A 23,489-nucleotide genomic window follows, 5' to 3' on the forward strand; every position below is an offset into this window, starting at 1 on the left:
GATGCACTGGTCGGCCTGCGTCTGGCACCCCGGACCCTGTCGGCGGGAGTCCGTAAGCAGCCCCCATGCTAGTGCCCTGCTCCATCAGGTAGTGGTCCACAAGCGCACAAGCGGTGAGATCAGCGGCGGCCGGGCAGTTTGGATGTGATCACGGACACCACGTCGTTCACCTCGTGGATCCGCAGCACCCGGGCGACAGCGGCGTACACGGGCAGCATGACCGCCGCTGCGATGGCCAACTGGACGATTGCCCCGACTGGTCCGGACCAGTCGATGACCAGGTCGACCACCCACAGGACGACGCGGCCGGCGGCCACGCCGAGGACGGCGGCGATCACCATCGCCAGCAGCGGGAGCCCGATCCCGGCGCCGGGCACGTGCGGAACCTTCCGCCGCAGCACCGGCCGGGAGATCAGTACGGCGACCAGGTACGTCAGCGAGTACGCCGCACCCAGGACGACACCGCTGAACCGCAGGTGCTCCGCATCCAGCAGCACCCGCACCCCGACCACGGCCGCCACGATGTTGGTGGCCGCGATGATGCACTGCATGAAGAACGGCGTTCGCGTGTCCTCGAAGGCGTAGAACGTCCGCAGCTGGAAGTACTGAATGGTGAACGGCACGATCCCCAGCGCCAGCGTCATCAGCGTGTACGACATCAGCGTCAGGTTGTTCTTACCGGAGCCGTAGCCGGCGATCACCGTCACGATCGGATACGCGAACGCGATCATCGCGGCCGCCGCCGGGACGACGATCGCGAGCGTCTGCCGGATCGACCGCGCCGACAGTCGCCCGACCTCGGTGACGTTGCCTTCGGCAGCCAACGCCGACATCTGCGGCAACGCCGCAGTGGCCAGCGAGACCGTGACGATGCCGTGCGGCACCAGAATGATCAGCATCGCGGTGCTGTACGCGAACAGACCGGCCTTCGCCCCCGGGTCGTCGGAGGCGCTACCGGCGATCGCGAGCTGGGTGACCACGACGAGCGTCACCTGGTTCACTGCGACGAACAACACGGTCCAGATGCCCAAACGGGCCGTATGCCCTAGACCGGTACCACGCAGCCCGAACTTCGGCCTGTACGTGTGCCCGCTGGCCTTCAGGTACGGCAACAGCACCAGCAGTTGTACGGCGATGCCGATCGTGTGGCCGAGTCCGAGCAGCAACTCCTCGCCGTGGCTGTAGGTCGGCGGGGTGTCGCCGACCCGGTAGATGAGCAGGAAGATCACGATCGACCCGCAGGCGACGATGTTGTTCGCGATCGGCGCCCACATCATCGGGCCGAACCGGCGCCGCGCGTTCAGCACCTGGCCGACCAGCACGAACGCGCCGTAGAAGAAGATCTGCGGCAGGCAGAGCCGGACGAACATCACCATCGACGCCCGCTCGGAGACCCGCGACGGATCGTGCAGCTCCTTCGGCAGGTAGAGCTCGGCGATCGCCGGCGCGAACAGGACGCACGCCACCGTGACGACAGCCAGTACGACGAAGCCGAAGGTGAGGATCCGGTTGGTGAAGTCCTGGCCGCCGTCGTCGTGGTTCTTGATCGCGCGGACCAGTTGCGGGACCAGTACGGTGTTGAACACCCCGCCGGCCAGCAGGATGTAGAGGCTGTTCGGGATCGTGTTCGCGGCGGTGAAGATGTCGCCGCGCAGCGCGGTGCCGATGGCGGCAGCGAGCAGGGCGATCCGGACGAATCCGAGCAGGCGGGACAGCACGGTTCCGGCTGCCATCACCCCCGCGGATCGCAGGGTGCGGTCAGCCATCCTTCGAACCGACTCCTTCTTTCAGGGCCTCACTGGCCGGCACACCGGCGGACGGGGGATCCAGCGGCGGTTCCAACGGCTCGGGGTGCAGCGGGTCGGCCACCTCGGCCGCAGCCGCGGCTGCGCCGGGATCGGTCGGGTTGCGCCGTTCGTTGCGGATCCGCCGGAAGATGCGGACGAACGACGTACCGAAGAGCAGGGCGCAGGCGGCACCGACGAGGACCCAGCCGACGCTGCCGTACTGGGTCGCCTGGATCAGCAGTTCCTCGGACTTGCCGACCGAGCGGCCGGTGGCGGTGACCACCTGGGCGTTGGCCCGGATCACGCCGTTCTGCTCGGCGCTCGCGACGATCCGCGGCGTGTACTTCGTCTTCGCCGCCACGATCCTGGTCTGTGGCGCCTGGATCCGCAGGTCGGTCCGGTTGATCGGCGAGACGTCGATCGCGACCCGGATCGACCAGTCGGTGTCGTTGGCGATCGTCAGCGGGAACGTGCCCTTGCTGCCGGCCAGGTTGACCTTGATCTCCTTGCGCTCGCCGTTCACCACGCTGTTGACCAGGTGCACCTTGCCCAGCTGCACGTTCACCGAGCCGAGTTCGACCGCGGCGAAGCGTTGGGCCTCCTCGGGGAATCCGCTCCAGCTCGTCGACGCGGTCCGGAGCATCGCCTGCGGGATGATCTCCGGCAGGTCCTCGGCCGGGTCGACCAGCAGGTTCGACAGGGTGGTCGTCGCGTCGTTGAGCTGCTTCAGGCCGTCGAGCTGGCCAGGGATCATGCTCGAGTTCGTCCGCGGCTCCGTCGGCGCCTTGATCAGCGGTGCCTTGGCGGTGATCGGCGCCACCTGGGCCACGGTGTCGGTGGTGATCCACGGCAGCGACAGGTCCGCGGCGAGGGCGGCGGTCGCACGGCCGGTGGAGTCCCAGCCTCGCGGCGGCGCGACGACGACCGACGCCGTTCCCTTGGTGCTCGAGGCAATCAGTGCGGTCTCGGCCGCGAATCGCTGCCGGACCTGAAGTGGGTTCTGGTCGGTGTCGGCGTCCGGTCCGCCGGACGTCAGCGCGGCATCGGCCACGACGGTGCGGACAGAGGTCCGCGGGCCTTCCGGCGTCTGGATCTCGTACACCGGCGAGGTCCCCGTCAGGGACGGGCGAACGGCGGCCGGCCAGGAGGCGCTGCTGACCAGGTTGAGGTCGTCGGGGCGTACGGAGTACCCGCTCGAGGCTGCGGCGAGGTAGCGGCTGGCGGCGGCGCCGTTCTCGAGCCACAGCCCGTTGGTGAAACCAGGCGCCAGGTTGAACGCCTCGGTTCGCTTGCGCGCGTCCCAGACCAGCTCCTTCAGCGGGTCGCCCGCGTCCCAGAGGCCGGCGATGTCGGGATCGCCGTACGGGAGCAGGACGACCTGGTTGCCGTGGGTGCGGCTCTCGTCGAACTTCTTCAGCCACGCGGCAACGACTTGCTGACCCGTGCCGGGCGTCGTCTTCGGGCCTTCGCCGACCTCGTAGCCATCGGCCATCTTGCGGGCCTCGTCCAGCATCGCCGGATCGACCAGCCAGGTGACCTTCCGGGTGTTGCCGAGGGCCAGCAGTTTGCCGAGGTCGCCGGTCGGGGCCATCGACTCGGCCAACGACTCGTTGGTGAACTTCTTGCCACCGAGCAGAGTCGGCCGGTGCCGCAGCGGGATCACCAGCGCGGTGTTCACCTTGCGGGTCAGCGGTTGGGTGCCCTGGACCGGCATCAACGTGCGGGCGCGGCCGGCGGTGATCCGGTCCTGCTGCGGAGGCTGGCCGCGGAACTGGACGCCGACGACGTAGACGCCGGTCTGACCGCCGACGCGCCATTCCTTCCACGGGATGGTGAGGCTGAAGGGGATCGTTGCCTCGGGCGCGAGGGAGTCGCCGAGCTCCTGGTAGGTGCCGGTGTCCGCCGTGGTCAACCGCGTGCAGCTGTCCCGGTCGTTCATCGGGACGTCCTGCTCGGTCGCGACCGCGGCGATCTGTGCGCTCGTGGACAGCCGGTTCCGGGCGATACACGCGAGCGCCTGCGGCTTCCCGAAGGTCACCTGGCTGGTGTTGCGGATGGTGCCCTTGATCGTCACCGCGTCGCCGACCTTCGGCGCGATCGGGCCGAACGAGTCGATCGACACCTGGACGACCGGGTCGTCGGTCGGCGTCGCATCCGCCGGCGGGGAGCCGAGAGTCGCTGCCGACGCAGCAATCAGTAGGCCCGCGCCAACGACCGCGGTGAGCCTCACTGCCCGTCTGAACACGCCGTCACCGTAACCTAGTTCCCCGTGTCACCCTTTGCCGACCAGTCAGCCTCCGCCGGATCCCTGTCCGCGGTCCATCGCCGCGCGGTTCAGTCATTGCTGCGGATCGCCCCCGTGGTCGACGAACTCGGTTCCAGGTTCGCGGATGCCGGGCACGAGATCGCCCTGGTCGGTGGTCCTGTCCGCGACATTCTCCTCGGCCGGGGGAGCAAGGATCTCGACTTCGCGACGTCGGCCCGGCCGGACGTGGTCGAGCGGTTGCTGGCCGGCTGGGCGGACCACGTCTGGGACATCGGCAAGGCTTTCGGCACCATCGGTTGTCGTAAAGGCGACTGGGTTCTGGAGATCACGACGTACAGGTCGGAGTCCTACGATCCCACCTCGCGCAAACCGGAGGTCTCGTACGGCGACAGCCTCGAGGGCGACCTGGCCAGGCGCGATTTCGCCATGAACGCGATGGCGGTCCGGCTGCCGGCGCACGAGTTCGTCGACCCGTACGGCGGGATCGAGGACGTCGCGAACCGGCGGATCCGGACGCCGGGCACCCCGGAGGACTCGTTCTCCGACGATCCGCTGCGGATGATGCGGGCGGCCCGGTTCGCCGCGCAGCTCGCGTTCACGCCGGATCCCGCGGTCGTCGCCGCGATGACCGCGATGGCCGACCGGATCACGATCGTGTCGGCCGAGCGGGTCCGCGACGAGCTGATCAAGCTCATCGACGCCGACCACCCGCGCGTCGGCCTCGACCTGCTCGTGTCGACCGGGCTCGCCAAACACGTACTGCCGGAGCTGCCGGCGCTGCTGGAGGCCGAGGACGAGCACCACCGGCACAAGGATGTGTACCAGCACTCGCTCACCGTCCTCGACCAGGCCATCGCGCTCGAATCCCGTCTGCCTGTTCCGACGCCGGACTTCGTCGTTCGGTTCGCCGCATTGATCCATGACATCGGCAAACCGAAGACCCGGAAGTTCGAGGGTGAGCGGAAGGTGACGTTCCATCACCACGACGTGGTCGGGGCGAAGCTCGCCCGGAAGCGGATGAAGGCGCTGCGGTTCAGCAACGAGCAGATCGAGCAGGTCAGCAAGCTGATCGAGCTCCATCTGCGCTTCCACGGGTACGGCGACGGTGAGTGGACCGACTCCGCCGTACGGCGTTATGTCCGCGACGCCGGTGATCAGCTCGATCGGCTGCACGTCCTCACCCGCGCCGACTGCACGACCCGGAACCGTCGCAAGGCCGATGCGCTCCGGGCCGCGTACGACGACCTCGAGGAGCGGATCGCCCGCCTCCGCGAACAGGAGGAGCTCGACGCCCTCCGTCCGGACCTCGACGGCAACCAGATCATGGAGATCCTCGGTATCCCGGCGGGCCGCGAGGTCGGCGAGGCCTACAAGTTCCTGATGAACCTCCGCCTCGACGAAGGTCCGCTGGGCGAGGAGCGCGCCCGTGAGGAACTCCTGAACTGGTGGTCCACCCGCTAGACCTCCGGCGGCGGCTGGATCACAACCTCTGCGTGACAGCGGTAGTCCAGCGGATCGGCTGGTCTAGTCTCGCGCTGTGGACGTTGCGTGGAGTGTTATCGGGTGGGGTGGGTCTGCGCTGGTTGTGGTTTCGTTGCTGCAGACGCGGATCCTGCGGTTGCGGCTGCTGAATCTGATCGGCTGCGTGATCCTGGTCGGCTTCAACCTCGCGATCGGGGTCTGGCCGATGGTCGGGATGAACGCCGTCCTGGCCGTCATCAACGTCGTACACCTCTGGCGCCTGCTGCGGCATCGCCATGACGAGGCCGAGTACGACGTTCTGCAGGTCAACGACACCGACGCGTACCTGGGTCACGTCCTCACCCGGCACCAGAAGGACATCAGTCGCTTCAACCCCGGCTTCACGCCGGCCGGGAGCCCGTACGCCTTCCTGGTCCAGCACGGTGACCGCACGGTCGGCGTGGTTCTCGCGCATGACGCCGGCGCAGGCCGAGCGCAGATCGACCTCGACTACGTTCTCCCGAAATACCGCGACTTCACCCCCGGCGAATTCGTCTACCGCCGCAGCGATGTCTTCACCGACAAGGGCTTCCACCAGGTCCTCGCCCCACCCCGCATGCGCGACTCCACCCCCTACCTCAACAAACTGGGCTTCCACCCCGAAGGCAACACCCTCGTCCTGGACCTCCCCACCACCTGAGCGGACGTTTGATAAGTACATTTAGAGGGTTATTCATAACCCCAGAGAAGAAGAGCAAGGAAAGAAAGAACAGGGGCAGAAGGACAGAGTGGCTGGGTGCCTGGCGGGCTCGGTGCGGGGGTGCGGCCAGTCGGTGGTCGGCGTGTGAAGAGTGCAGCGACTCACACCATGCCAGGGATCGCGGCAGCCGAAAACCAGTCACCGAGTGAGCGGGGCTCCAGGCCATCACAATCCACGGCTCCGGTGGAGGCCAGGTCGTGAGTCGCCTGCCGAACGACGATTGTGATGGCGTGGCGGTCCGGGTGCAGACGCTGTGAATGCTCAGCTGACAAGCTCGGCTAGCCGGCCAGCTGAACACGGTCTGGTCCGAGGATCGTGCCCACCATCCGACGCGGCAGCTCACACACGAACGGATATCCGGTGCTTGTGTCGTCTGCGTGGGTTCATCGCGTACGGCATCCGAACAGCCCGCACCAGGCAGGCTGGGGCCGGTCCAGTCCCGTATCCGGGTGCGGATCCTCCCCAACCGAGACGAATCCCGCCACCTGGACAGATCCGGCCACACCTCCAGATCTCGCCGATCGGCCATCGAGTCGTGGATCGTGGTCGACGACACGCCCACCGTCCGCGACATAATCCACGACTCGAACATCCCGGCACGAACCAATCGCCACGACCCAACAACCCGTCCCCACCAGCCCACCCCAACCAGCCCACCCCAACCAGCCCACCCCGCCCCGGCCACCGCCGGCCCGATTTCCTGGGTAGCCCACCCAAATTCGTAGGTCTGCCACTGATATCGGGGGTTCCACACCCGTATTCAGGGTCCGCATCCCCCGATTTCATGGGCCAACCCACGAAATCGGCTCAGCTCACCCACCGAACGTGGCAACACAGCCACCGCGCAGCGGTAACACAGCTACCGCGCAGCGGCGACCGATCAGACCCACACACCCGTCACAACAGCCGGATATCCCTCGCCGTTGTGGGTTCTCCCCTGGTATTAGAGGAGAGAACCCACCCCACAACCCACACGGATATCCGTTCGTGTTGGCGCGGGGCTAAGCCGGGCGCGGGGCTAAGCCGGCCGCCGGGCGCGGGGCTAAGCCGGGCGTCGATACAGGCTCTCCCGATGTTGCTCTGGGTCGGTGCCGGCCGGCAGACGCATGGTGCAGGCCGCAGCCGACGCGAACGGACCCAGGCCACTCCGCAACCACGGACCGTGCGCTACCCCGACGGGCGCTCAAGCCTGGACACAACCTCACCGACCCGACTGCTGAGTGTGCCTGGCTGGTACCCGCCTCACCCCGGACCGCCGCCGTCCCTGATGTCCAAGCTTCACAGGGCCTCTGAATGACCCCCATTTATGTTGTTTCTCTGCTCTCTTCTTTGAAGGTTCTGAATAACCTCATCTATTAGAAATGCGCTTATCAAACATGTCTTGCATGTCAGCCATCGTTCGGCGACCTGGCTGTGGGCACGCGAGCTCAACGGTTGACGTGATCTGATGGCTGGGTGAGGTCGTTGGAGCAGATCGCTGCAGATGTCCGGGCTTGTGTGGCCGAGCCGATCGCGCTGGTCGAGCAGGCACTCCAGCGGGCGGAGGAGACTGCCGCGCTGAACGCCGTCGTCCACCTGGACGTCGAGGGTGCCCGGAAGGCGGCAGCCGAGCACGACCGTCGCGGCCCGCTCGCTGGTGTGCCGGTGCTGGTCAAGGAGATCATCGCCGTCGACGGCCTGCCGTACCGCTGTGGATCCCTGTCGATGAACGAAGTGGTGGCCCGCCAGGACGCGGACGTCGTACGACGACTCCGTACCGCCGGTGCGATCGTGATCGGCCTCAGCCACAGCCATGAGTTCGCCTACGGATGCACGGGTACGTCGAACCGCACCGGTCCTTGTCGCAATCCACACGACCCCACGCGCATGACAGGTGGATCCAGTTCGGGCGCAGCGGCCGCAGTCGCCGCCGGTGTGGTCCCGTTGGCGATCGGCACGGACACCGCAGGGTCGGTCCGGATCCCGGCCGCGCTCTGCGGGGTCGTCGGCTTCAAACCGTCGTACGGGACGCTGTCGACCGACGGGGTGTTTCCACTCGCGCAGAGCCTCGACCACGTCGGCGTCCTGACCCGGACAGTCGCCGACGCCGTCTACGCGATCGAGGCGCTCACCGGCACGCCGCTCGACCCCGGAGCCAGACCACTCCGGATCGGCGTCGTCACGAACCCGGAGTACCTGAAGTACACGCCAGCTGTAGGCGCGGCCTGGTCTGACACGCTGCGCCGGATCGCGAAGGCCGGTGCGGTCCTGATCGACGTACAACTGCCGGATTGGTCCAACAGCTTCAGTAGTACGGCCGACCTGCAAGGCCCAGAGGCGGTGGCGAACCACGCCGGCCGCTCGACTGCGCAGTACCAACCAGACGTGCAACAGCGTCTCCGTGAGGCGGCGCAGGTCTCACCTGAGCGCCACAACCGCGCAAAGACGCAGGCCCCGCTGATCGCCGCCGAGCTCACCGACCTGCTCGGACGGGTCGACGCCGTCCTCACGCCGACCGTCCTCACCACCGCCCCGCTGATCACCGCGGCGGACACCACGGACGGCGGACTCGCCGTCCGTTCACAGCTGCTGACGAACACCCGGCTCGCCAATCTCACCAGGCACCCGGCCGTCAGCCTGCCGATTCCGGCTGACGGCCTGCCCGTCGGTCTCCAAATCATTGCTGCTAGCAACGACCGCGCAGCGGCCGTCGCGGGATGGATCGAGGCTCAGCGGTAGATCCGCAGGTCCGCGAGGCTCCACCAGTTGGCGGCGGTCCCGGTCGACGTGACCCGCACGTACCGCGCGTGCGTCGGTCGGACCTTGACCGTCGTGAGCTGACCCGTGGACGCGCCCGAGGCAACGGTCTGCCACGTGACGCCATCCTTGCTGACAGCAACTTCGTAGCCGCGCGCGTAGTCACCGGCGTTCCCGCCGCTGTCGAGCGCGACCTCGCGGAACGTCTGCGCCTTGCCCAGGTCCGTCTGCACCCACTGACCCGGCGCCTGCGCGGCCTTGCTCTGCCACACCGTCGACCCGTCCTGGTCCGTCAACAGGCCGGCGTCCGCGCCGTTCACGCTCGTCGTCGCACTCGCGACGGTCAGCTGATGCGGTACGTCGGCGGCCACCCGCCCCCAGGTGAACGTCGCGATCGAACCACCGGGGAGTTCGTACTCGAAAGTCCGATCTCCGACGGCGACCGCGAACTGCCGCGGGTCGTCGTTCTCGTTGTGGACGACGAGCGCCGTCGTGCCGTCCGGGTTCCGGAAGGCCGCGGACATCAGTTGCCCGTTCCACCCGGTCGTCCCGTACGACGTACTCCCGATCCGGACCGCACCCGGCTTCACGAACTTCGACAGGTGACCGATCGTGTAGTACTCGGCGTCGGTCGTGACCGTCCCGTCCGGCTGCAGCGTGACCAGGCCGGTGCAGGTGTCGCAGCCACCGAGGTGCGGGCCGCCGGTGGAGTCGAGGGCGATGTTCCAGTTGACCACCGACTTCGCCCAGTTCCGCGTGGTGCCGAGCATGAGGGTGCGCGCGTGCCAGGTGAGCGTCCCGCGGAAGATCTGCGGCGGGGTGTCGTTCGGCCCGTGCGAACCGGAGCACTCGGTGAACCAGATCCCCTTCGACGGGAAGGCGTTGTGCAGAGCGGTCTGCTTGGACGGATCGCCGGAGTAACAGTGCATCGCCGTACCCGCGATCCACTTGGCCGCCGACGTCTGCAGGAGCTTGTAGGGGTAGTCGGTCTCCGGGTCCTCTCCGGGCGGAGTGGTGCCGATGTCGCCGGGGTGCGTGGTCCAGTTGTGGTCGTAGCCGAGGATCTTGGTCCGCGGGCTGACCTTGTGCAGCAGCGGGCCGAGTGCGGAGATGACCGCGGCCTCCTGCCGGACCGGCACGTCGGTGCCCGGGTACGCGTTCGGCTTGCGGTTCTGCGGCTCGTTCTGCACGGAGATGAAGTCGATCGGCACGCCGGCCTTCGCGTACGCCTGCACGAACTTCACCAGATAGCGCGCGTAGGCGTCGTACACCTTGGGGTCGTCCTTGAGCCGGCCGCCGACCAGCGAGTCGCCGGTCTTCATCCAGGCCGGCGGACTCCACGGCGTCGCCATCACCTTGAGGGCCGGGTTGAGCTGCTTGGCCCGCCGCAGCAACGGCAGGACCTGCTGCTGGTCGTGCGCGATGCTGAAGTGCTCGAGGCCGAAGTCGGTCTGACCGGCCGGTACGTCGTCGTACGTGTAGTGCTCGGCCGCGGCGGTGAAATCGGACGACCCGACCGGCTGCCGGAGGAAGCTCACGCCGATGCCTTGGCGCGAGTCGAACAGCTTGCGCATCGTCTGCTCGCGGTCGGCCGGGCTGAGCCGGTAGAGCACGTCCGCGGACGAGTCGGTGATCGAGGCGCCGAAGCCGTCCATCGTCTGGTACGACGTCGTCGGGTCGACCGTGATCGTCGTACGGTCGCTCGCCGCACTCCCGAACGTGATCGGCGCGCGCTCGTGGAGCAGTTCGGCGCGATCGGGGGTCGTGACCCAGACCTGGACCTGGGACGACGGCTGGTGGGCTGCGCCTGCTTGGGCAGGGGGACTGGTGAGCGCCGCAACGGTCAATGCGAGGGCGACGCCGATTGCCTGAGTTCTCATTGCACTCCTTACTGAAACAATCGGCCTCAGAAAACGCTCGCGATAGACCACTGTCAAGATGTGGGAGCGGCGATATAGAGTGCTGAGCGTGAAACGAAGGCATGTAACAAATGCCGCGCGGTAGAGCAACCGTTCGGGATGTCGCGGCCGCGACCGGTGTGTCGATCGCGACGGTCTCCCGCGTGCTCAACCAGGCCGGCAGTGTCGCGCCGGAGACCCGCCGCTTGGTCGAGCGTTCGATCGAGGAGCTCGGGCTGCGCGCGCCCGGACCCCGCGGCGGTACGGCGAAACCCGTCGCCGGAGCCGTCTACGTGCGCTGCCCGTACACGCTGACCGACTACTTCGGCCTGATCGTGTCGTCGATCGCGGAGACGTTGGAGCGGCATGGACGGCAGCTCGTCCTCAACGCGGGTGAGGCGGCGCAGCACGAGCAGGTGCTGTCGAGATTGCCGTCACAGCGCGATATCGGCGGGGCGATCCTGATCCTGCCGCCGGAGCCGAGCGAATCCCTGGTCCGGCTGAGTGACCGCAGGTTTCCGTTCGTGGTGGTGGATCCGCGGACGACGTTGCCCCGCGACATCGCGTCCGTCTCGGCCGCCCATCACTCCGGCGCACGTCAGCTCACCGCTCATCTCACGGCCCTCGGCCACACGCGCATCGGCGTGATCGCCGGCCCGCGCGAGTGGCTCGCGGCCGACGCCCGACTGAGTGGTCACTCGGCCGCGCTGGCCGACGTCGGCATCCTGGGCGACCCGTTGCTCGTCCGCCACGTCGAGCCGACGACGGCCCACGGGTACCGAGCGGCCCTTTCCTTGCTCGACGTGACGCCGCGACCGACCGCGCTCGTCGCCTTCAACGACAAAGCCGCGATCGGCGCGCTCCAGGCCGCCGCCGATCGCGGTCTGTCGGTCCCTACCGACCTCTCCGTCGCGGGCTTCGACGATCTCGATCTCAGCCGCGCGACCACGCCGCCGCTCACCACCGTCCGGCAACCCCTGCAGGAGATGGGCCGGATGGCGGTCAGCCTGCTGATCCGGCTGCTCGACCGGCACGAGCTCGAGGCCTTGCACGTCGAGCTGGCCACCGAACTGATCGTCCGCGGCACCACCGCGCGCCCCTGAAGACGGCCCTGAAGACGGCCCTGAGGACGGCCCTGAAGGCCGAAGGCACGGCGGGGCTGCAACCTTGCCGTGCCTTCGGCCGCTCTACTTGTGCTCGAGCATCACCACAGGTGCCTGCGGAAGCACATGACCTGTCTCGATCAAGGTCTTCAGGTTGGCCAGGAGCGCCGGCCAGACGCCGGCGACGATGTCGCAGGTCTTCTGATCGGAGAGGTCCTCATGAGTCATCGTGAGTCGCACGATCTCCTCGTGCGGCTCGATCTCGAAGCCGACCTTCGAAGGCTTCTCGGTCGGGAACGTCAGGACGAGGCGCTTCGGCGGATCGCTCTCCAGCACAGTGCCGGTCCCGCCCGAACCATGCGTCCAGGTCGAGCCGACCTGCCAGTCGGACACATTGCGTTCCCACCACTGTGCGGTCAGGTCGGCATCGGTCAATGCTCGCCAGACCTCGTCGGCGCTGCTCTGGACATAGGTCACGTACGAACACGTCAGGTTGTCGCTCATACTGCCTTCGCTTCCGGGGGTATGCGGATGGGTGACAGGTCCGGCCGGGACCGAGGGGTGCTGAGCGCTCGTGTTCAGCCTGCGGCCCGCAGACGTATACGTCCAATGCCAACTTCCGCGGAGATTCATCGAGAAAATTGATGGGTTGCACCCAGGCCCGGCCTACTGTCGGTTGATGCTGGACATCACCCGATTGCGCGTCATCGACGCGGTCGCGCGGCACGGCTCGGTCACCGAGGCGGCCAAGGAACTGCACTACTCGCAGCCGTCGGTCAGTCACCATCTGGCCCGGCTGGAAACCGAGACCGGTGCGCAACTGATGCAGCGAGCCGGCCGCGGGATCCGCCTCACGCTGGCCGGACGACTGCTCGCCGACCGGGCCGCCGAGATCATCGGCCGGGTCGACGCGGCCGAGGCCGAGTTGTCCGCGCACATCGGCCTCACGGCCGGCCGGGTGCGGATGGCCGGGTTCTCGTCGGTGATCGGGTCGCTCATCCCGGCCGCCGTGGCCTCGCTGTCCCGCGCCCATCCGGGGCTGCAGATCAGTCTGGTCGACACTCACCCGATCGAGGCGATGCAGCTGCTCCGGGCCGGCAAGATCGACGTCGCGGTGATCTTCCGCTACGACGAGACCGAGCCGGAGGCGGATGGGATCCGGCTGCACTATCTTCTCGACGACCCGCTCTACCTGTTGTCGACCGTGCCCGCCGAGACGATGGCCGACTTCCGGGACGCGACCTGGATCGCGGGGTGCGATCGTTGCCGCAGTCACCTGGTTGCGATGTGTGCAGACGAGGGCTTCGAGCCACGGATCGGCTTCACCTCCGACGACATGGTCGTGATGCAGGCCTTGGTCGCCGCCGGACTCGGTGTCACCACGATCCCCGGCCTGGCGCTGCGATCCCACCGGGCCGCCGGCATCCTTGCCCACCGGCTCCCACAGTCGCGCCGCCACATCTATGCCGTCACGTACGGCGAACCACCCGATCCGCCGGCCACCGCCGCACTGATCGCCGCCCTCACCGCGGCTGCGGCGGCTTAGGGAACATCTTTCGGTAAGGGTCTTCGCTATGAAACGTTGGGAGCATGAGCCTTCGGATCGGGATTGCCGGGATCGGCATCGAGTCCAGCACGTTCTCCCCGCATCGCGCCGGTATGGCGGACTTCGAGGTCAGGCGTGGCGCGGACGCCCTGCAGCGGTACGACTTCCTCGACCATGAGTGGGCCCAGGACGTCGAGTGGGTGCCGCTCCTGCTTGCGGGATCACTGCCGGGTGGCGCCGTACTGCCTGAGGTGTACGACGCTCTGTCGGCTGAGATCATCGAGCTGATCGGGACGGCCGGTGAGCTGGACGGGTTCTTCCTCGACATCCACGGCGCGATGAGTGTCGTCGGGCGGCGGGACGCCGAGGCGGATCTCGCGACCCGGATCCGGGCTGCGCTCGGTCCCGACGTACTGGTGTCGACCTCGATGGACCTGCACGGGAACGTCTCCCGCGAGCTGGGCACCGCGGTCGACCTGATCACCTGTTACCGGATGGCGCCGCACGAGGACTGGATGGTGAGTCGGGAGCGCGCGGCCCGCAACCTGGTCGAGCGGATCCGGTCCGGGCTGGGCAAGCCGGGCAAGGCCTGGATCCAGGTCCCGGTGCTGCTGCCGGGGGAGAAGACCTCGACCCGGATCGAGCCGGCCAAGTCGATCTACCACCGGGTCGGCGAGATCGCCGACGAGAGCGGCGTACTCGACGCCGCCGTGTGGGTCGGGTACGCGTGGGCCGACGAGCCGCGGTGCCGCGCTGCTGTGGTCGTGACCGGTGACGACCAGGAGCTGATCACCGCTCGCGCGCTTGAACTGGCGAAGGCGTATTGGGATGCCCGCTCGCAGTTCGCGTTCGTCGCCCCGACCGGGACCTTGCAGGAGTGCGTGACCCAAGGTCTCGCGAGTACGGCGCGGCCCTTCGTGATCAGCGACTCCGGCGACAACCCGACCGCTGGTGGAGCCGGGGACGTGTCCTGGACGCTTGGCCAACTATTGACCGTCGAAGAACTGGCCTCCGGTAAGGCGACCGCGATCCATGCCAGCATCACGGACCCCGACGCGGTCGCCGCGTGCGTCGCGGCCGGCGTCGGCAACCCGGTCGAGGTCTCCGCCGGGGGCAAGGTCGACCCCGGTCCGTCGGGTCCGGTCGAGCTGTCCGGCACGGTGTTCTCGATCTCGGACGACCCGGTCGGCGGCACCGTCGCGGTGATCAAGGCCGGCGGTCTGCACTCGATCCTCACCACGCGCCGCAAGCCGTACCACCACATCGCCGACTTCACGCTGCTCGGCCTCGACCCGGCGGCCACCGACCTGGTCATCGTGAAGATCGGCTATCTGGAGCCTGAGCTGTACAACCTCGCCAAAGACTGGCTCCTGGCGCTCACCCCCGGCGGCGTGGACCAGGACCTCCTCCGCCTGGGCCACCACGGCGTACTCCGCCCGCTCTATCCCTTCGACCCGGACATGGCCGATCCCGACCTCTCGCCGGAGCTGCTGCCGAAATCTTCCTGACGAAATCGGCGCGGGAGCTGTCGGATCGGACACCGGGCGTTCGTGGAAGGTGTGAACGGCGGCTCACCAGGGGCGGCCTGAGGTTGGAGGAATGATGGAGTCCATCGCGCGCCGCATGTACCAGCTCGTGACGCCGATCCACGAGCTCGCCTACTTCGCCGACGAGCCGACCGAAGAGCAGATGGCGCTCGGGCACCGGGGTTACTGGGACGGATACTTCGCCGGCCGCGCGGCGCCACTGGGCGACGCGCCGGCCGAGGTGGTGCACGCGGTCTTCTACAACTTCGCGCCCGGGGAGGTCGCGCGGCACATTCCCCGGGTCTGGAAGACGGCCAGCCGCGAGGCGGCGCTGGCGGCCCGGGAGCGGGGGTGCACCGCGGCGCTGCGGCGAATCCTCGGCGGCGACGCCGACCTTGCCGCCATCGAGCGGGCCGCGGACGTCGCCACCAAGGCCGCGTTCAGCGCTCCGATCGAAGGCCGCGCCTTGTACGCCGGACTCCGGACGGTGCCGGTACCCACCGAGCCCATGGCGAAGCTCTGGCACGCGGCGACCCTGTTGCGCGAGCACCGCGGTGACGGTCACAACGTCGCGTTGGTTGCCGCGGGCATCGGCGGGACCGAGGCGCACGTACTCCACGCCCTCTCGGCCGGCCAGCCGGCCGAGGAGTTCGGCCGGGTCTCACACCTGCCGGCCGCCCAGCTGGCCGCGGTCGTCGACGGCATGCGCACCCGCGGCATCGTCGACGAATCCGGCTGGCTCACCGACCTGGGCAAGCAGATCAAACGCGACATCGAAACCCAGACCGACATCCTCGCCGCCCCCGCCTACACGATCCTGACCGACGCCGAGCTGGATCAGCTCACCACAGACCTGGCCCCCATCGCCAAAGCCACCCACGACGAAAACCCCTTCATCTAGTGAGCGGGTTCTCCAGGCCATCACAATCTACGGTTCCGGTGGATGTTCGGCGTGAGTCGCCTGCTGGACGACGATTGTGATGGCCTGGCGGTCCGCGTGTGTCGGGAGTGCAGCGACGCGCGGCGGCTGCGGGATCAGGGCTGACAAGGATCAGTTGCTGAGTGAGCGATCTCCAGGCCATCACAATCTGTGGTTCGTGTGGAGGTCAGGCGTGAGCCCGTCGCTGGTCGGAGATTGTGATGGCCTGGAGAACCAGGTGCGGACGCTGTGAACGCTCAGATAGCGCGTCCGGACCGTCGGCGAGCCGGCTGAGCGTTAGCTGCGATGCGACGACGAGAGCGGCGACCGTCCAGGCGCTGACGGTAGCGGGCCGCCGACCTCAGCCAGGCACCCAGCCCCCTCTATCCTTTCTTTCCTTTGTCTTTTCTTTATATCTTCTTTGCTCTTGTTCTGGGTCTTCAGATTTTCTGAATAACCCTCTACAGCTTTCGGAGGGTGTGGAGGGCTTCTATGGCGTGGTCGACCAGGTCGGTGTCGGAGTCGGAGCGGTCGGCTTCGGGGAGGCCAGACCATTCGATGGCGAGGTCTTCGGTGTAGGCGAGCCAGGCGTGGATCCGGAGGTACTCGCGGGACGTGGGGGTCTCGGCGACTTCCGGCGTACCGAGGTAGGTGAGGATGCGTTTCGTCAGGCCGGCGCGGGTTTCGTCGTACACCTCGACGGCGTAGTCGTCACCGCCGGCGGCGCCGCGGACGAAGGAGATGTACGCCGTCCGCCGCCGCGTGATGAACGCCACGAACTGGACCAGCATCTCGCGCAGCTGCTGCTCGGGCGGTAGTGATTCGTCCGGCTTGGTCACGCGCAGCAGGCGGCGACCGGCCGCGGAGATCACGGCCAGGTAGTAGTCCCGTTTACTCGGGAAGTAATGGAACAGCAGGCCGCGGGAGATCCCGGCCTGGCCGGCGACGGCGTCGATGGACAGCTCGTGGATCGGCTGCGTGCGCAGCATCATCAGGCCGATCCGGATCAACTGCTTCCGGCGGTCGTCGGAGGTCCATCGCTCACTCACGCTATTGAGCATTGCTTAGTGGCTGAGCTACGGTCAAGGCGACCCGAAGGAGTCTTGATGGGATTCGAACCTTCCGCCCGCGCGAGTGACCTGATCGCCCGGGTAGCGGAGTTCATCCGGTCCGAGATCGAACCGGTGGAGGGCGAGCTGCTCGCCGCGACCCGAGCCGCCGCGGACCCGTGGCAGCCGCAGCCCGGGTTCGCCGAGCTGCAGGCGAAGGCCCGCAAGGAAGGCCTGTGGAATCTGTTCCTCCCACCCGCCGAGCCAGGGAACGAGCAGTACGGCGAGGGCCTGTCCAACCTCGACTACGCCCCGATCGCCGAGCTCACCGGGCGGTCGTTCATCGCGCCGTACGTCTTCAACTGCAATGCGCCCGACACCGGGAACATGGAGGTCCTGCTCCGGTACGGCGATGCCGAGCAGAAGAAGCAGTGGCTGGAGCCGTTGCTGGACGGCACGATCCGGTCCGCGTTCTGCATGACCGAGCCGGGCGTCGCGTCCTCGGATGCGACCAACATGGCCGCGACCGCGGTGATCGACGGCGACGAGGTCGTCATCAACGGCCGCAAGTGGTGGAGCACCGGCATCGGTCACCCGGACTGCAAACTCCTCATCTTCATGGGCCTCACCGATCCGGACGCGCACCGGTACGCGCGGCACACGATGGTCCTCGTCCCCCGCGACACCCCAGGCGTGACCGTCGAACGCATGCTGCCGACGATGAGCCAGTACGACGCGCCCCACGGACACGGTGAAGTGTCGTTCACCAACGTCCGCGTGCCGGCCTCGAACATCCTGGTCGGACCGGGCAAGGCCTTCGAGATCGCACAGGGCCGACTGGGCCCGGGCCGCGTGCATCACTGCATGCGGTTGATCGGGCTGGCCGAGAAGGCGCTCGAGTTGGCGCTTCAGCGGGGGACGAGCCGGACCGCGTTCGGCAAGCCGCTGGTCAATCTCGGTGGCAACCGGGAGCGGATCGCCGACGCGCGGATCGCAATCAACCAAGCCCGGCTGCTCGTGCTGCAGACGGCGTACCTGCTCGACACCGAAGGGCTCGCGGGTGCCTTGAGTGAGGTGAGCCAGATCAAGGTCGCGGTGCCGCGGATGGCGCAGGACGTGATCGACATGGCGATCCAGCTCCACGGCGGTGGCGGGCTCTCCGACGACTTCCCGTTGGCGGCGGCCTGGACGAGCGCTCGCGCGCTGCGGTTGGCCGATGGGCCGGACGAGGTGCATCGTGGAGTGATCGCCAGGATCGAGCTGGCGTCGTTCCTGACCCAGACCGCAGCACAGGAGGCCAAGTGAGCCGCGTCCTCGTCACCGGTGGCGCTAGTGGTCTCGGGGCCGCGCTGGTCGCACGCTTCGTTGCCGATGGCCACCAAGTGCTTGCTACCGATGTCGCCACGGACGGCCCGAAGGACGGAGCGACGTACCGGCAGCTGAATGTCCGGAGCGCGGACGACTGGGCTGCGGCGGTCGACTGGTGCGAGCAGAACTGGGGCGGTCTCGACATCCTCGTGAACAACGCCGGGATCGCCACCGGCGGGCGGATCGAGGTCGAGTCGCTCGAGGAGTGGGACCGCGTCATCGACATCAACCTGATGGGTGTCGTCCGTGGTTGCCGTGCGTTCACGCCGCTGTTCAAGCGGCAGCGGTCCGGTCACATCGTGAACACCGCGTCCGCGGCCGGGCTCGTCCACCCACCGATGATGAGCTCGTACAACACGGTCAAGGCCGGAGTCGTCGCGCTCTCGGAGACCCTCTCGCACGAGTTGCATCCGTACGGCGTGACCGTGTCGGTGGTCTGTCCATCGTTCTTCCGGACCAACCTGGCCGACTCGATCCAGAGCGAGGACAAGGCGATGGGCGCGACGGCCCGACACTTGATCGAGAAGTCGCCGCGGACCGCCGACGACATCGCGGCCGCTGTGATGACAGGGATCCAGAAGAAGCAGTTCCTGATCATCCCGGATCGGCCGGCGCTGCTGGCGTGGCGGACCAAGCGGTTCGCGCGTCCGCTCTACAACCGGCAGATGCGGAAGGTCGCGGCGCGGGCCCGGGCGAAGGCCGAATCGGCTGCCGACAGCCGGGCCCCGCGGGGATGAGCGATGCCGCGCGGGCGGTCCGGGACGAGGATGCGTTCGATGTCCCGGCCGTCGATGGGTGGCTGCGGCAACAGACCGACCTGCCGTCCGGTCTGCCCGAGGTCAAGCAGTTCGCCAGCGGCGCGTCGAACCTGACCTATCTCTTGCGGTACGGCGACCACGACCTGATCCTGCGCCGACCGCCGGCCGGGACCAAGGCCAAGGGTGCCCACGACATGGGACGTGAGTTCCGGATCCAGGCCGGGTTGAAGCCGGTGTTCGGCTACGTCCCGACGATGGTTGCCCACTGCAACGACGAGACCGTGATCGGTTCGGAGTTCTACGTGATGGAGCGGGTCGTCGGCACGATCCCGGGTCACCACTCGCTCGGGGTCGACCTCACACCGGAACAGACCCGGCAGCTCGGCTTCACACTGATCGACACCCTCGTCGACCTCCACCAGGTCGATGTCGAGAAAGCTGGGCTGACCGACCTCGGTCGCGGTGAGGGGTACGTCGAACGCCAGGTCAGCGGCTGGTCCGGCCGCTACCGCAAGGCGAAGACATGGAACGTGCCCAGCTACGAACGCGTGATGGCGTGGCTCCAGGAGAACCGACCGGGCGACGTTCGTACGTGCGTTATCCACAACGACTTCCGGCTCGACAACGTCGTACTGGCGCCGGACGATCCGCTGCGGGTGGCCGGCGTACTCGACTGGGAGCTGGCGACGCTCGGGGATCCGTTGATGGATCTGGGCAGTGCGCTCGCGTACTGGGTGCAGGCCGATGACGACTGGGCGTTCCGGCGGTTCCGGCTGCAGCCGTCGGATGCGCCGGGGATGGTGACGCGGGACGAGATCGTTGCCTACTACACCGAACGGTCCGGGCTGAAGGCGGACAACTGGGCCTTCTACGAGGTGTTCGGGCTGTTCCGGCTGGCGGTGATCGCGCAGCAGATCTACTACCGCTATCACCACAAGCAGACGCGCAACCCGCGGTTCAAGAACTTCTGGCTCCCGGTCAACCTGCTCGAGCGGCGCTGCCGCCGGATCATCCGGCAGGCCTGAGCGTGGCAGTCATCTATCTGATCCGGCACGCGCAGGCGTCGTTCGGTGCGCGTGACTACGACAAGCTCTCGGCGCAGGGCGAGCAGCAGGCCGTGCGGCTTGGGGAGACGCTCGCGGCGAGAGGCGTGAAGCCATCGGTGGTTGTGGCCGGTTCGATGCGGCGGCATGCGCGGACGGCGGAGCTGGCCGGGTTCACACCTGAGGTGGACAAGGGGTTCGACGAGTTCGATCACGACGAGCTGATGGTTGCGCACAAGCCGGCGTACAAGCAGCGTGCGCTGATGCTGGCGGATCTGAGTCGGAGCGGACATCCGAAGCGGGCGTTCCAGGAGATGTTCACTGCGGCCACGCAGCGGTGGATCGAGGGTGGTGACGGCTACACGGAGTCGTTCGAGGCCTTCTGCGAACGGTCCGAGGCAGCAGTACGTCGTACCGCCGATCGACTGGGGAAGGGCGAGACTGCTGTGGTGTTCACGTCCGGCGGTCCGATCGCGGTGGTGGTGAGCCGGTTGCTGTCCGGCGGCGACGGACTGTGGCCGCGGCTCAACCCGGTGACGATCAACACCGCGATCACGAAAGTCGTATCCGGTCGCAGCGGGCTGACCATGGTGAGCTACAACGAACACGGGCATCTCGACGGCACCGAGCTGCTGTCCTACCGATAGAGGATGATCTGATGCGTTGGGGTCTGACCGTTCCACTCACCGGGGTTCCGCTGCGGGATCACCGATCGCTGGTCGCTGAGCTGGCGGACCTTGGCTATACGGACCTGTGGTCGGCCGAGGTGGCCGGCGCGGATGCGTTCACGCCGTTGGTGCTCGCGTCCGAGTGGGACGAGCGGTTGCGGTTGGGGACTGCCGTCGTACCCGTGCACACGCGTGGACCGGCCGCGCTCGCGATGAGTGCGGCGGCGCTCGCGGACCTGGCGCCGGGGCGGTTCGTGCTCGGGATCGGGGCGTCGTCGGAGACGATCGTGACCGGGTGGAACGGGATCGCGTACGACCCGCCGCTGGCGCGGACGCGCGACGTACTGCGATTCCTGCGGCAGGCGTTCGCCGGGGAGCGGGTGGACGGGGAGTTCGACAGTTTCACGATCCAGCGGTTCCGGTTGGAGAAGGCGCCCGACGTACCGCCGGCGATCATGCTCGCCGCGCTGCGGCCGCAGATGCTCAAGCTGGCCGCGCGCGAGGCCGACGGCGCGATCACGAACTGGTTGTCGGCCGACGACGTACGCCAGGTCCGCGCCGAGCTCGGCCCCGACAAGGAGCTGGCCGCGCGCATCTTCGTCTGCGTCACCGAGGACGCCGAGATGGCCCGCAACATCGGCCGCTTCCTGATCGCCACCTACCTGACCGTCCCCGGGTACGCCGCCTTCCACGACTGGCTCGGCCGCGGCGCCGCCATGAAGGAGATGCGCGAAGCCTGGTCCGCCGGCGACCGCAACGCCGCCATGGCCGCCGTCCCCGTAGAAGTCATCGACGACCTCATAGTCCACGGCACCCCCGCCCAATGCCGCACCCACATCAACCGCTACCTCACCAACGGCCTCGACACCCCCATCATCGCCACCCTCCCCACAGGAACCGACCTCCTCGAAACCGCCCGCTCCCTCGCTCCTTGACTCAAGGGAAGGACGGGAGGGGAAGGGTTGGGCCCAGACCTCCTCGAAACCGCCCGCTCCCTCGCCCCTTAGGTCGGTGTACGCGGTGTACGCTGTGTACACATCAGTGCGAGAGGGAGGGCTGTGGACGCTCAAGTCGAGTACCGCAACGCGCGCGAGGCGCGTGACCACTTCAAAGACCTCCTGGATGCCGCAGACGACGGCCGGCCGGCCACCGTCATTCGGGACACGCGCCGGGTCGCCGCCGTGGACGCCGACCGACTCGTCCATTTCCTCACCAGCGTGCGTCCGTCCGGCGCCCAGGTCGTCGCCGAGAACGACGGTTGGTCGATCTTCATCCCGGGACTCCCCGTCGCCGCGGACGGAGCCACCCTCGACCAGGCCGCGGTGGAGATGGTCGACGCGCTCCGCGACTACGCGGAAGAGTGGTCCGACCATCTGCGCTTGGCACCGAACCACGCCGAAAACTGGGGTCTGGTGCAGATCGTCGCGCTTGCGTCGGACGACCAGCTCCGCGACTGGCTGCTGGCCTGACGAACTCCATGATCGAACGACGCCGTCCGGCCACCCGGACCGACCACCAGAACTTCTGTGTCACCGAGGGCTGGACCGAACGCAAACGCGCGACAGGCCGGAGCGGGACGCACCACGTCAACTACGAGTTCGCGCTGCCGGACGGCCGCATCCTGTACACGAGAATCAGCCACCCGGTCGACCGCAGTAACTACGGCCCGTCGATCTGGTCGCACATCCTCCGCGACCAACTCGACGTCACGGCCGAAGAGTTCTGGGCCTGCGTCGACGAGAAGGTCGTACCGCAACGACAACAAGTCCAACCGCCCGCCGAGTCGATCCCGGCCGGTGTTGTCAGAGCCTTGATCACCGAGGCGCACATCCCGGAAGCCGACGTACGAGCAATGACCAAGGCAGCCGCGGTCCAACGACTCGCGAAGTTCTACACGACCGGCCACTGAACTGCGGCGTTTGGTCACTGAAATTTGATGATGAGTTCGCTGACGCAGAAGGGGCCGTTGTAATCGTTGAGGGCCACGTTGCCGGTGACGCGGGTGCCCTTGGTGGTACCGGCGAAGGGGACCTCGAAGATGTCGACCACGGGCGACGGGCCGCCGGTGATGGCGAGCTTGGTCGGCGGGCCTATGTAGTTTTCGATCATGCCGGGCATGATGTTCTTCGAATCCTCGCAGGCCAGGGCGATTGCGGCCGTTGGGTTGTTTGCGTTGAGTTGCGCGACGAACTGCTTGGCGACGGTGGCCGGGTCCGGAGTTGGGGCTGCGGCAGGTGACTTGTCCGGCGACGACACCTGGTCGGCGATCAGGCGGTAGGCGACGACGCCACCGGCACCGAGGACGGCGATCAGGACGAGCAGCAGGACGACGATGATCAGTCCGGCTCGGTTCCTGCGGGGCGGCTGGTTGTAGTTGGGCGCAGCCGAACCATCGGGCGGAAGACAGCTCACCCGCACAGTGTTGCGTACTTGCGAGCTATCGGATTGCGCTCGAGGTGGCTGGTTTGCAGGTGAATGCCGACGACGCAGACGAGAATTCCTTGCTGCTGCAGCGATGTTAGCCGGGATGTGGGTACCGGGGTCGGCTCGACGCGAAGCAGCTGCAAGCCTGAGCCTGGATCGGCAGGACGAGACCGCCAG

General features: G+C 67.6%; 20 protein-coding genes. 14 read left to right on the top strand and 6 right to left on the bottom strand.

Going from position 1 to position 23,489, the window contains the following annotated elements; translation table 11 throughout:
* Positions 1–119 precede the first annotated feature (119 nt).
* Both murJ and ACWF4Z_RS23035 read right to left on the bottom strand, forming a co-directional pair.
* A complete protein-coding gene (gene murJ, locus ACWF4Z_RS23030) occupies positions 120–1,766 on the bottom strand; it encodes a murein biosynthesis integral membrane protein MurJ (protein WP_452245173.1) in 1,647 nt (548 codons plus the stop codon).
* Positions 1,759–4,032, bottom strand: coding sequence for a hypothetical protein (locus ACWF4Z_RS23035; protein WP_452245174.1), 2,274 nt, complete (start codon positions 4,030–4,032; stop codon positions 1,759–1,761). Before ACWF4Z_RS23035 ends, murJ begins: the two co-directional genes overlap by 8 nt.
* A gap of 63 nt (positions 4,033–4,095) precedes the next feature.
* Between ACWF4Z_RS23035 and ACWF4Z_RS23040 the strand changes: the two genes are divergently transcribed.
* The 3 genes from ACWF4Z_RS23040 (at position 4,096) to ACWF4Z_RS23050 (ending at position 8,992) form a co-directional block, all read left to right on the top strand.
* Positions 4,096–5,514: a CCA tRNA nucleotidyltransferase gene (locus ACWF4Z_RS23040; protein ID WP_452245357.1), complete on the top strand. Its 1,419-nt coding sequence runs from the start codon at positions 4,096–4,098 to the stop codon at positions 5,512–5,514.
* Between the two features lie 76 nt (positions 5,515–5,590).
* The gene (locus ACWF4Z_RS23045) at positions 5,591–6,214 is read left to right on the top strand and encodes a hypothetical protein (protein WP_452245175.1); all 624 of its coding nucleotides are present in this window, start codon (positions 5,591–5,593) and stop codon (positions 6,212–6,214) included.
* 1,515 nt (positions 6,215–7,729) lie between these two features.
* Positions 7,730–8,992 (top strand): amidase, encoded by a 1,263-nt coding sequence (locus ACWF4Z_RS23050; protein ID WP_452245176.1) that lies wholly within the window; start codon positions 7,730–7,732, stop codon positions 8,990–8,992.
* Here the strand turns inward: ACWF4Z_RS23050 and ACWF4Z_RS23055 are convergent.
* Positions 8,983–10,890: a discoidin domain-containing protein gene (locus ACWF4Z_RS23055; RefSeq protein ID WP_452245177.1), complete on the bottom strand. Its 1,908-nt coding sequence runs from the start codon at positions 10,888–10,890 to the stop codon at positions 8,983–8,985. The genes ACWF4Z_RS23050 and ACWF4Z_RS23055 overlap by 10 nt on opposite strands.
* 110 nt (positions 10,891–11,000) lie before the next feature.
* Here ACWF4Z_RS23055 and ACWF4Z_RS23060 point away from each other — a divergent pair, with 110 nt between their 5' ends.
* Positions 11,001–12,011 carry a LacI family DNA-binding transcriptional regulator gene (locus tag ACWF4Z_RS23060; RefSeq protein ID WP_452245178.1) on the top strand — a complete coding sequence of 337 codons (1,011 nt, stop codon included), beginning with the start codon at positions 11,001–11,003 and terminating at the stop codon, positions 12,009–12,011.
* A gap of 84 nt (positions 12,012–12,095) precedes the next feature.
* On the opposite strand, the gene ACWF4Z_RS23065 is transcribed toward ACWF4Z_RS23060, so the two are convergent.
* Positions 12,096–12,515, bottom strand: coding sequence for an SRPBCC domain-containing protein (locus tag ACWF4Z_RS23065; RefSeq protein WP_452245179.1), 420 nt, complete (start codon positions 12,513–12,515; stop codon positions 12,096–12,098).
* Positions 12,516–12,690: 175 nt separating this feature from the next.
* Here ACWF4Z_RS23065 and ACWF4Z_RS23070 point away from each other — a divergent pair, with 175 nt between their 5' ends.
* The 3 genes from ACWF4Z_RS23070 (at position 12,691) to ACWF4Z_RS23080 (ending at position 15,984) form a co-directional block, all read left to right on the top strand.
* Positions 12,691–13,557: a LysR family transcriptional regulator gene (locus ACWF4Z_RS23070; protein ID WP_452245180.1), complete on the top strand. Its 867-nt coding sequence runs from the start codon at positions 12,691–12,693 to the stop codon at positions 13,555–13,557.
* A 44-nt stretch (positions 13,558–13,601) separates the two neighbouring features.
* The gene (locus tag ACWF4Z_RS23075) at positions 13,602–15,065 is read left to right on the top strand and encodes a M81 family metallopeptidase (RefSeq protein WP_452245181.1); all 1,464 of its coding nucleotides are present in this window, start codon (positions 13,602–13,604) and stop codon (positions 15,063–15,065) included.
* Between the two features lie 91 nt (positions 15,066–15,156).
* Entirely contained in the window at positions 15,157–15,984 is an 828-nt protein-coding gene (locus ACWF4Z_RS23080) for an SCO6745 family protein (RefSeq protein WP_452245182.1), read from the top strand.
* 479 nt (positions 15,985–16,463) lie between these two features.
* Here ACWF4Z_RS23080 and ACWF4Z_RS23085 read toward each other — a convergent pair whose 3' ends face one another.
* Positions 16,464–17,051, bottom strand: a complete 588-nt coding sequence (locus ACWF4Z_RS23085; RefSeq protein WP_452245183.1) for a TetR/AcrR family transcriptional regulator — start codon at positions 17,049–17,051, stop codon at positions 16,464–16,466.
* Between the two features lie 57 nt (positions 17,052–17,108).
* Between ACWF4Z_RS23085 and ACWF4Z_RS23090 the strand changes: the two genes are divergently transcribed.
* The 7 genes from ACWF4Z_RS23090 to ACWF4Z_RS23120 all read left to right on the top strand — a co-directional run bounded on the left by ACWF4Z_RS23090 (position 17,109) and on the right by ACWF4Z_RS23120 (position 22,797).
* Positions 17,109–18,356, top strand: coding sequence for an acyl-CoA dehydrogenase family protein (locus ACWF4Z_RS23090; RefSeq protein ID WP_452245184.1), 1,248 nt, complete (start codon positions 17,109–17,111; stop codon positions 18,354–18,356).
* Complete coding sequence (locus tag ACWF4Z_RS23095) at positions 18,353–19,156, top strand: SDR family oxidoreductase (RefSeq protein ID WP_452245185.1); 804 nt, start codon at positions 18,353–18,355, stop codon at positions 19,154–19,156. The genes ACWF4Z_RS23090 and ACWF4Z_RS23095 overlap by 4 nt, the downstream gene beginning before the upstream one ends.
* Positions 19,153–20,202: a phosphotransferase family protein gene (locus ACWF4Z_RS23100; RefSeq protein WP_452245186.1), complete on the top strand. Its 1,050-nt coding sequence runs from the start codon at positions 19,153–19,155 to the stop codon at positions 20,200–20,202. Before ACWF4Z_RS23095 ends, ACWF4Z_RS23100 begins: the two co-directional genes overlap by 4 nt.
* A gap of 2 nt (positions 20,203–20,204) precedes the next feature.
* On the top strand, positions 20,205–20,867 hold the full coding sequence (locus tag ACWF4Z_RS23105) for a histidine phosphatase family protein (RefSeq protein WP_452245187.1): 663 nt from the start codon (positions 20,205–20,207) through the stop codon (positions 20,865–20,867).
* Positions 20,868–20,878: 11 nt separating this feature from the next.
* Complete coding sequence (locus ACWF4Z_RS23110; protein WP_452245188.1) at positions 20,879–21,823, top strand: LLM class F420-dependent oxidoreductase; 945 nt, start codon at positions 20,879–20,881, stop codon at positions 21,821–21,823.
* Positions 21,824–21,946: 123 nt separating this feature from the next.
* On the top strand, positions 21,947–22,357 hold the full coding sequence (locus ACWF4Z_RS23115; RefSeq protein ID WP_452245189.1) for a hypothetical protein: 411 nt from the start codon (positions 21,947–21,949) through the stop codon (positions 22,355–22,357).
* Between the two features lie 8 nt (positions 22,358–22,365).
* A complete protein-coding gene (locus tag ACWF4Z_RS23120) occupies positions 22,366–22,797 on the top strand; it encodes a hypothetical protein (protein ID WP_452245190.1) in 432 nt (143 codons plus the stop codon).
* Between the two features lie 14 nt (positions 22,798–22,811).
* Here the strand turns inward: ACWF4Z_RS23120 and ACWF4Z_RS23125 are convergent, their stop codons facing one another.
* Positions 22,812–23,300, bottom strand: coding sequence for a hypothetical protein (locus ACWF4Z_RS23125; RefSeq protein ID WP_452245191.1), 489 nt, complete (start codon positions 23,298–23,300; stop codon positions 22,812–22,814).
* Between the last annotated feature and the right edge of the window lie 189 nt (positions 23,301–23,489).

It is taken from the genome of Kribbella sp. NPDC055071 (assembly GCF_053608045.1).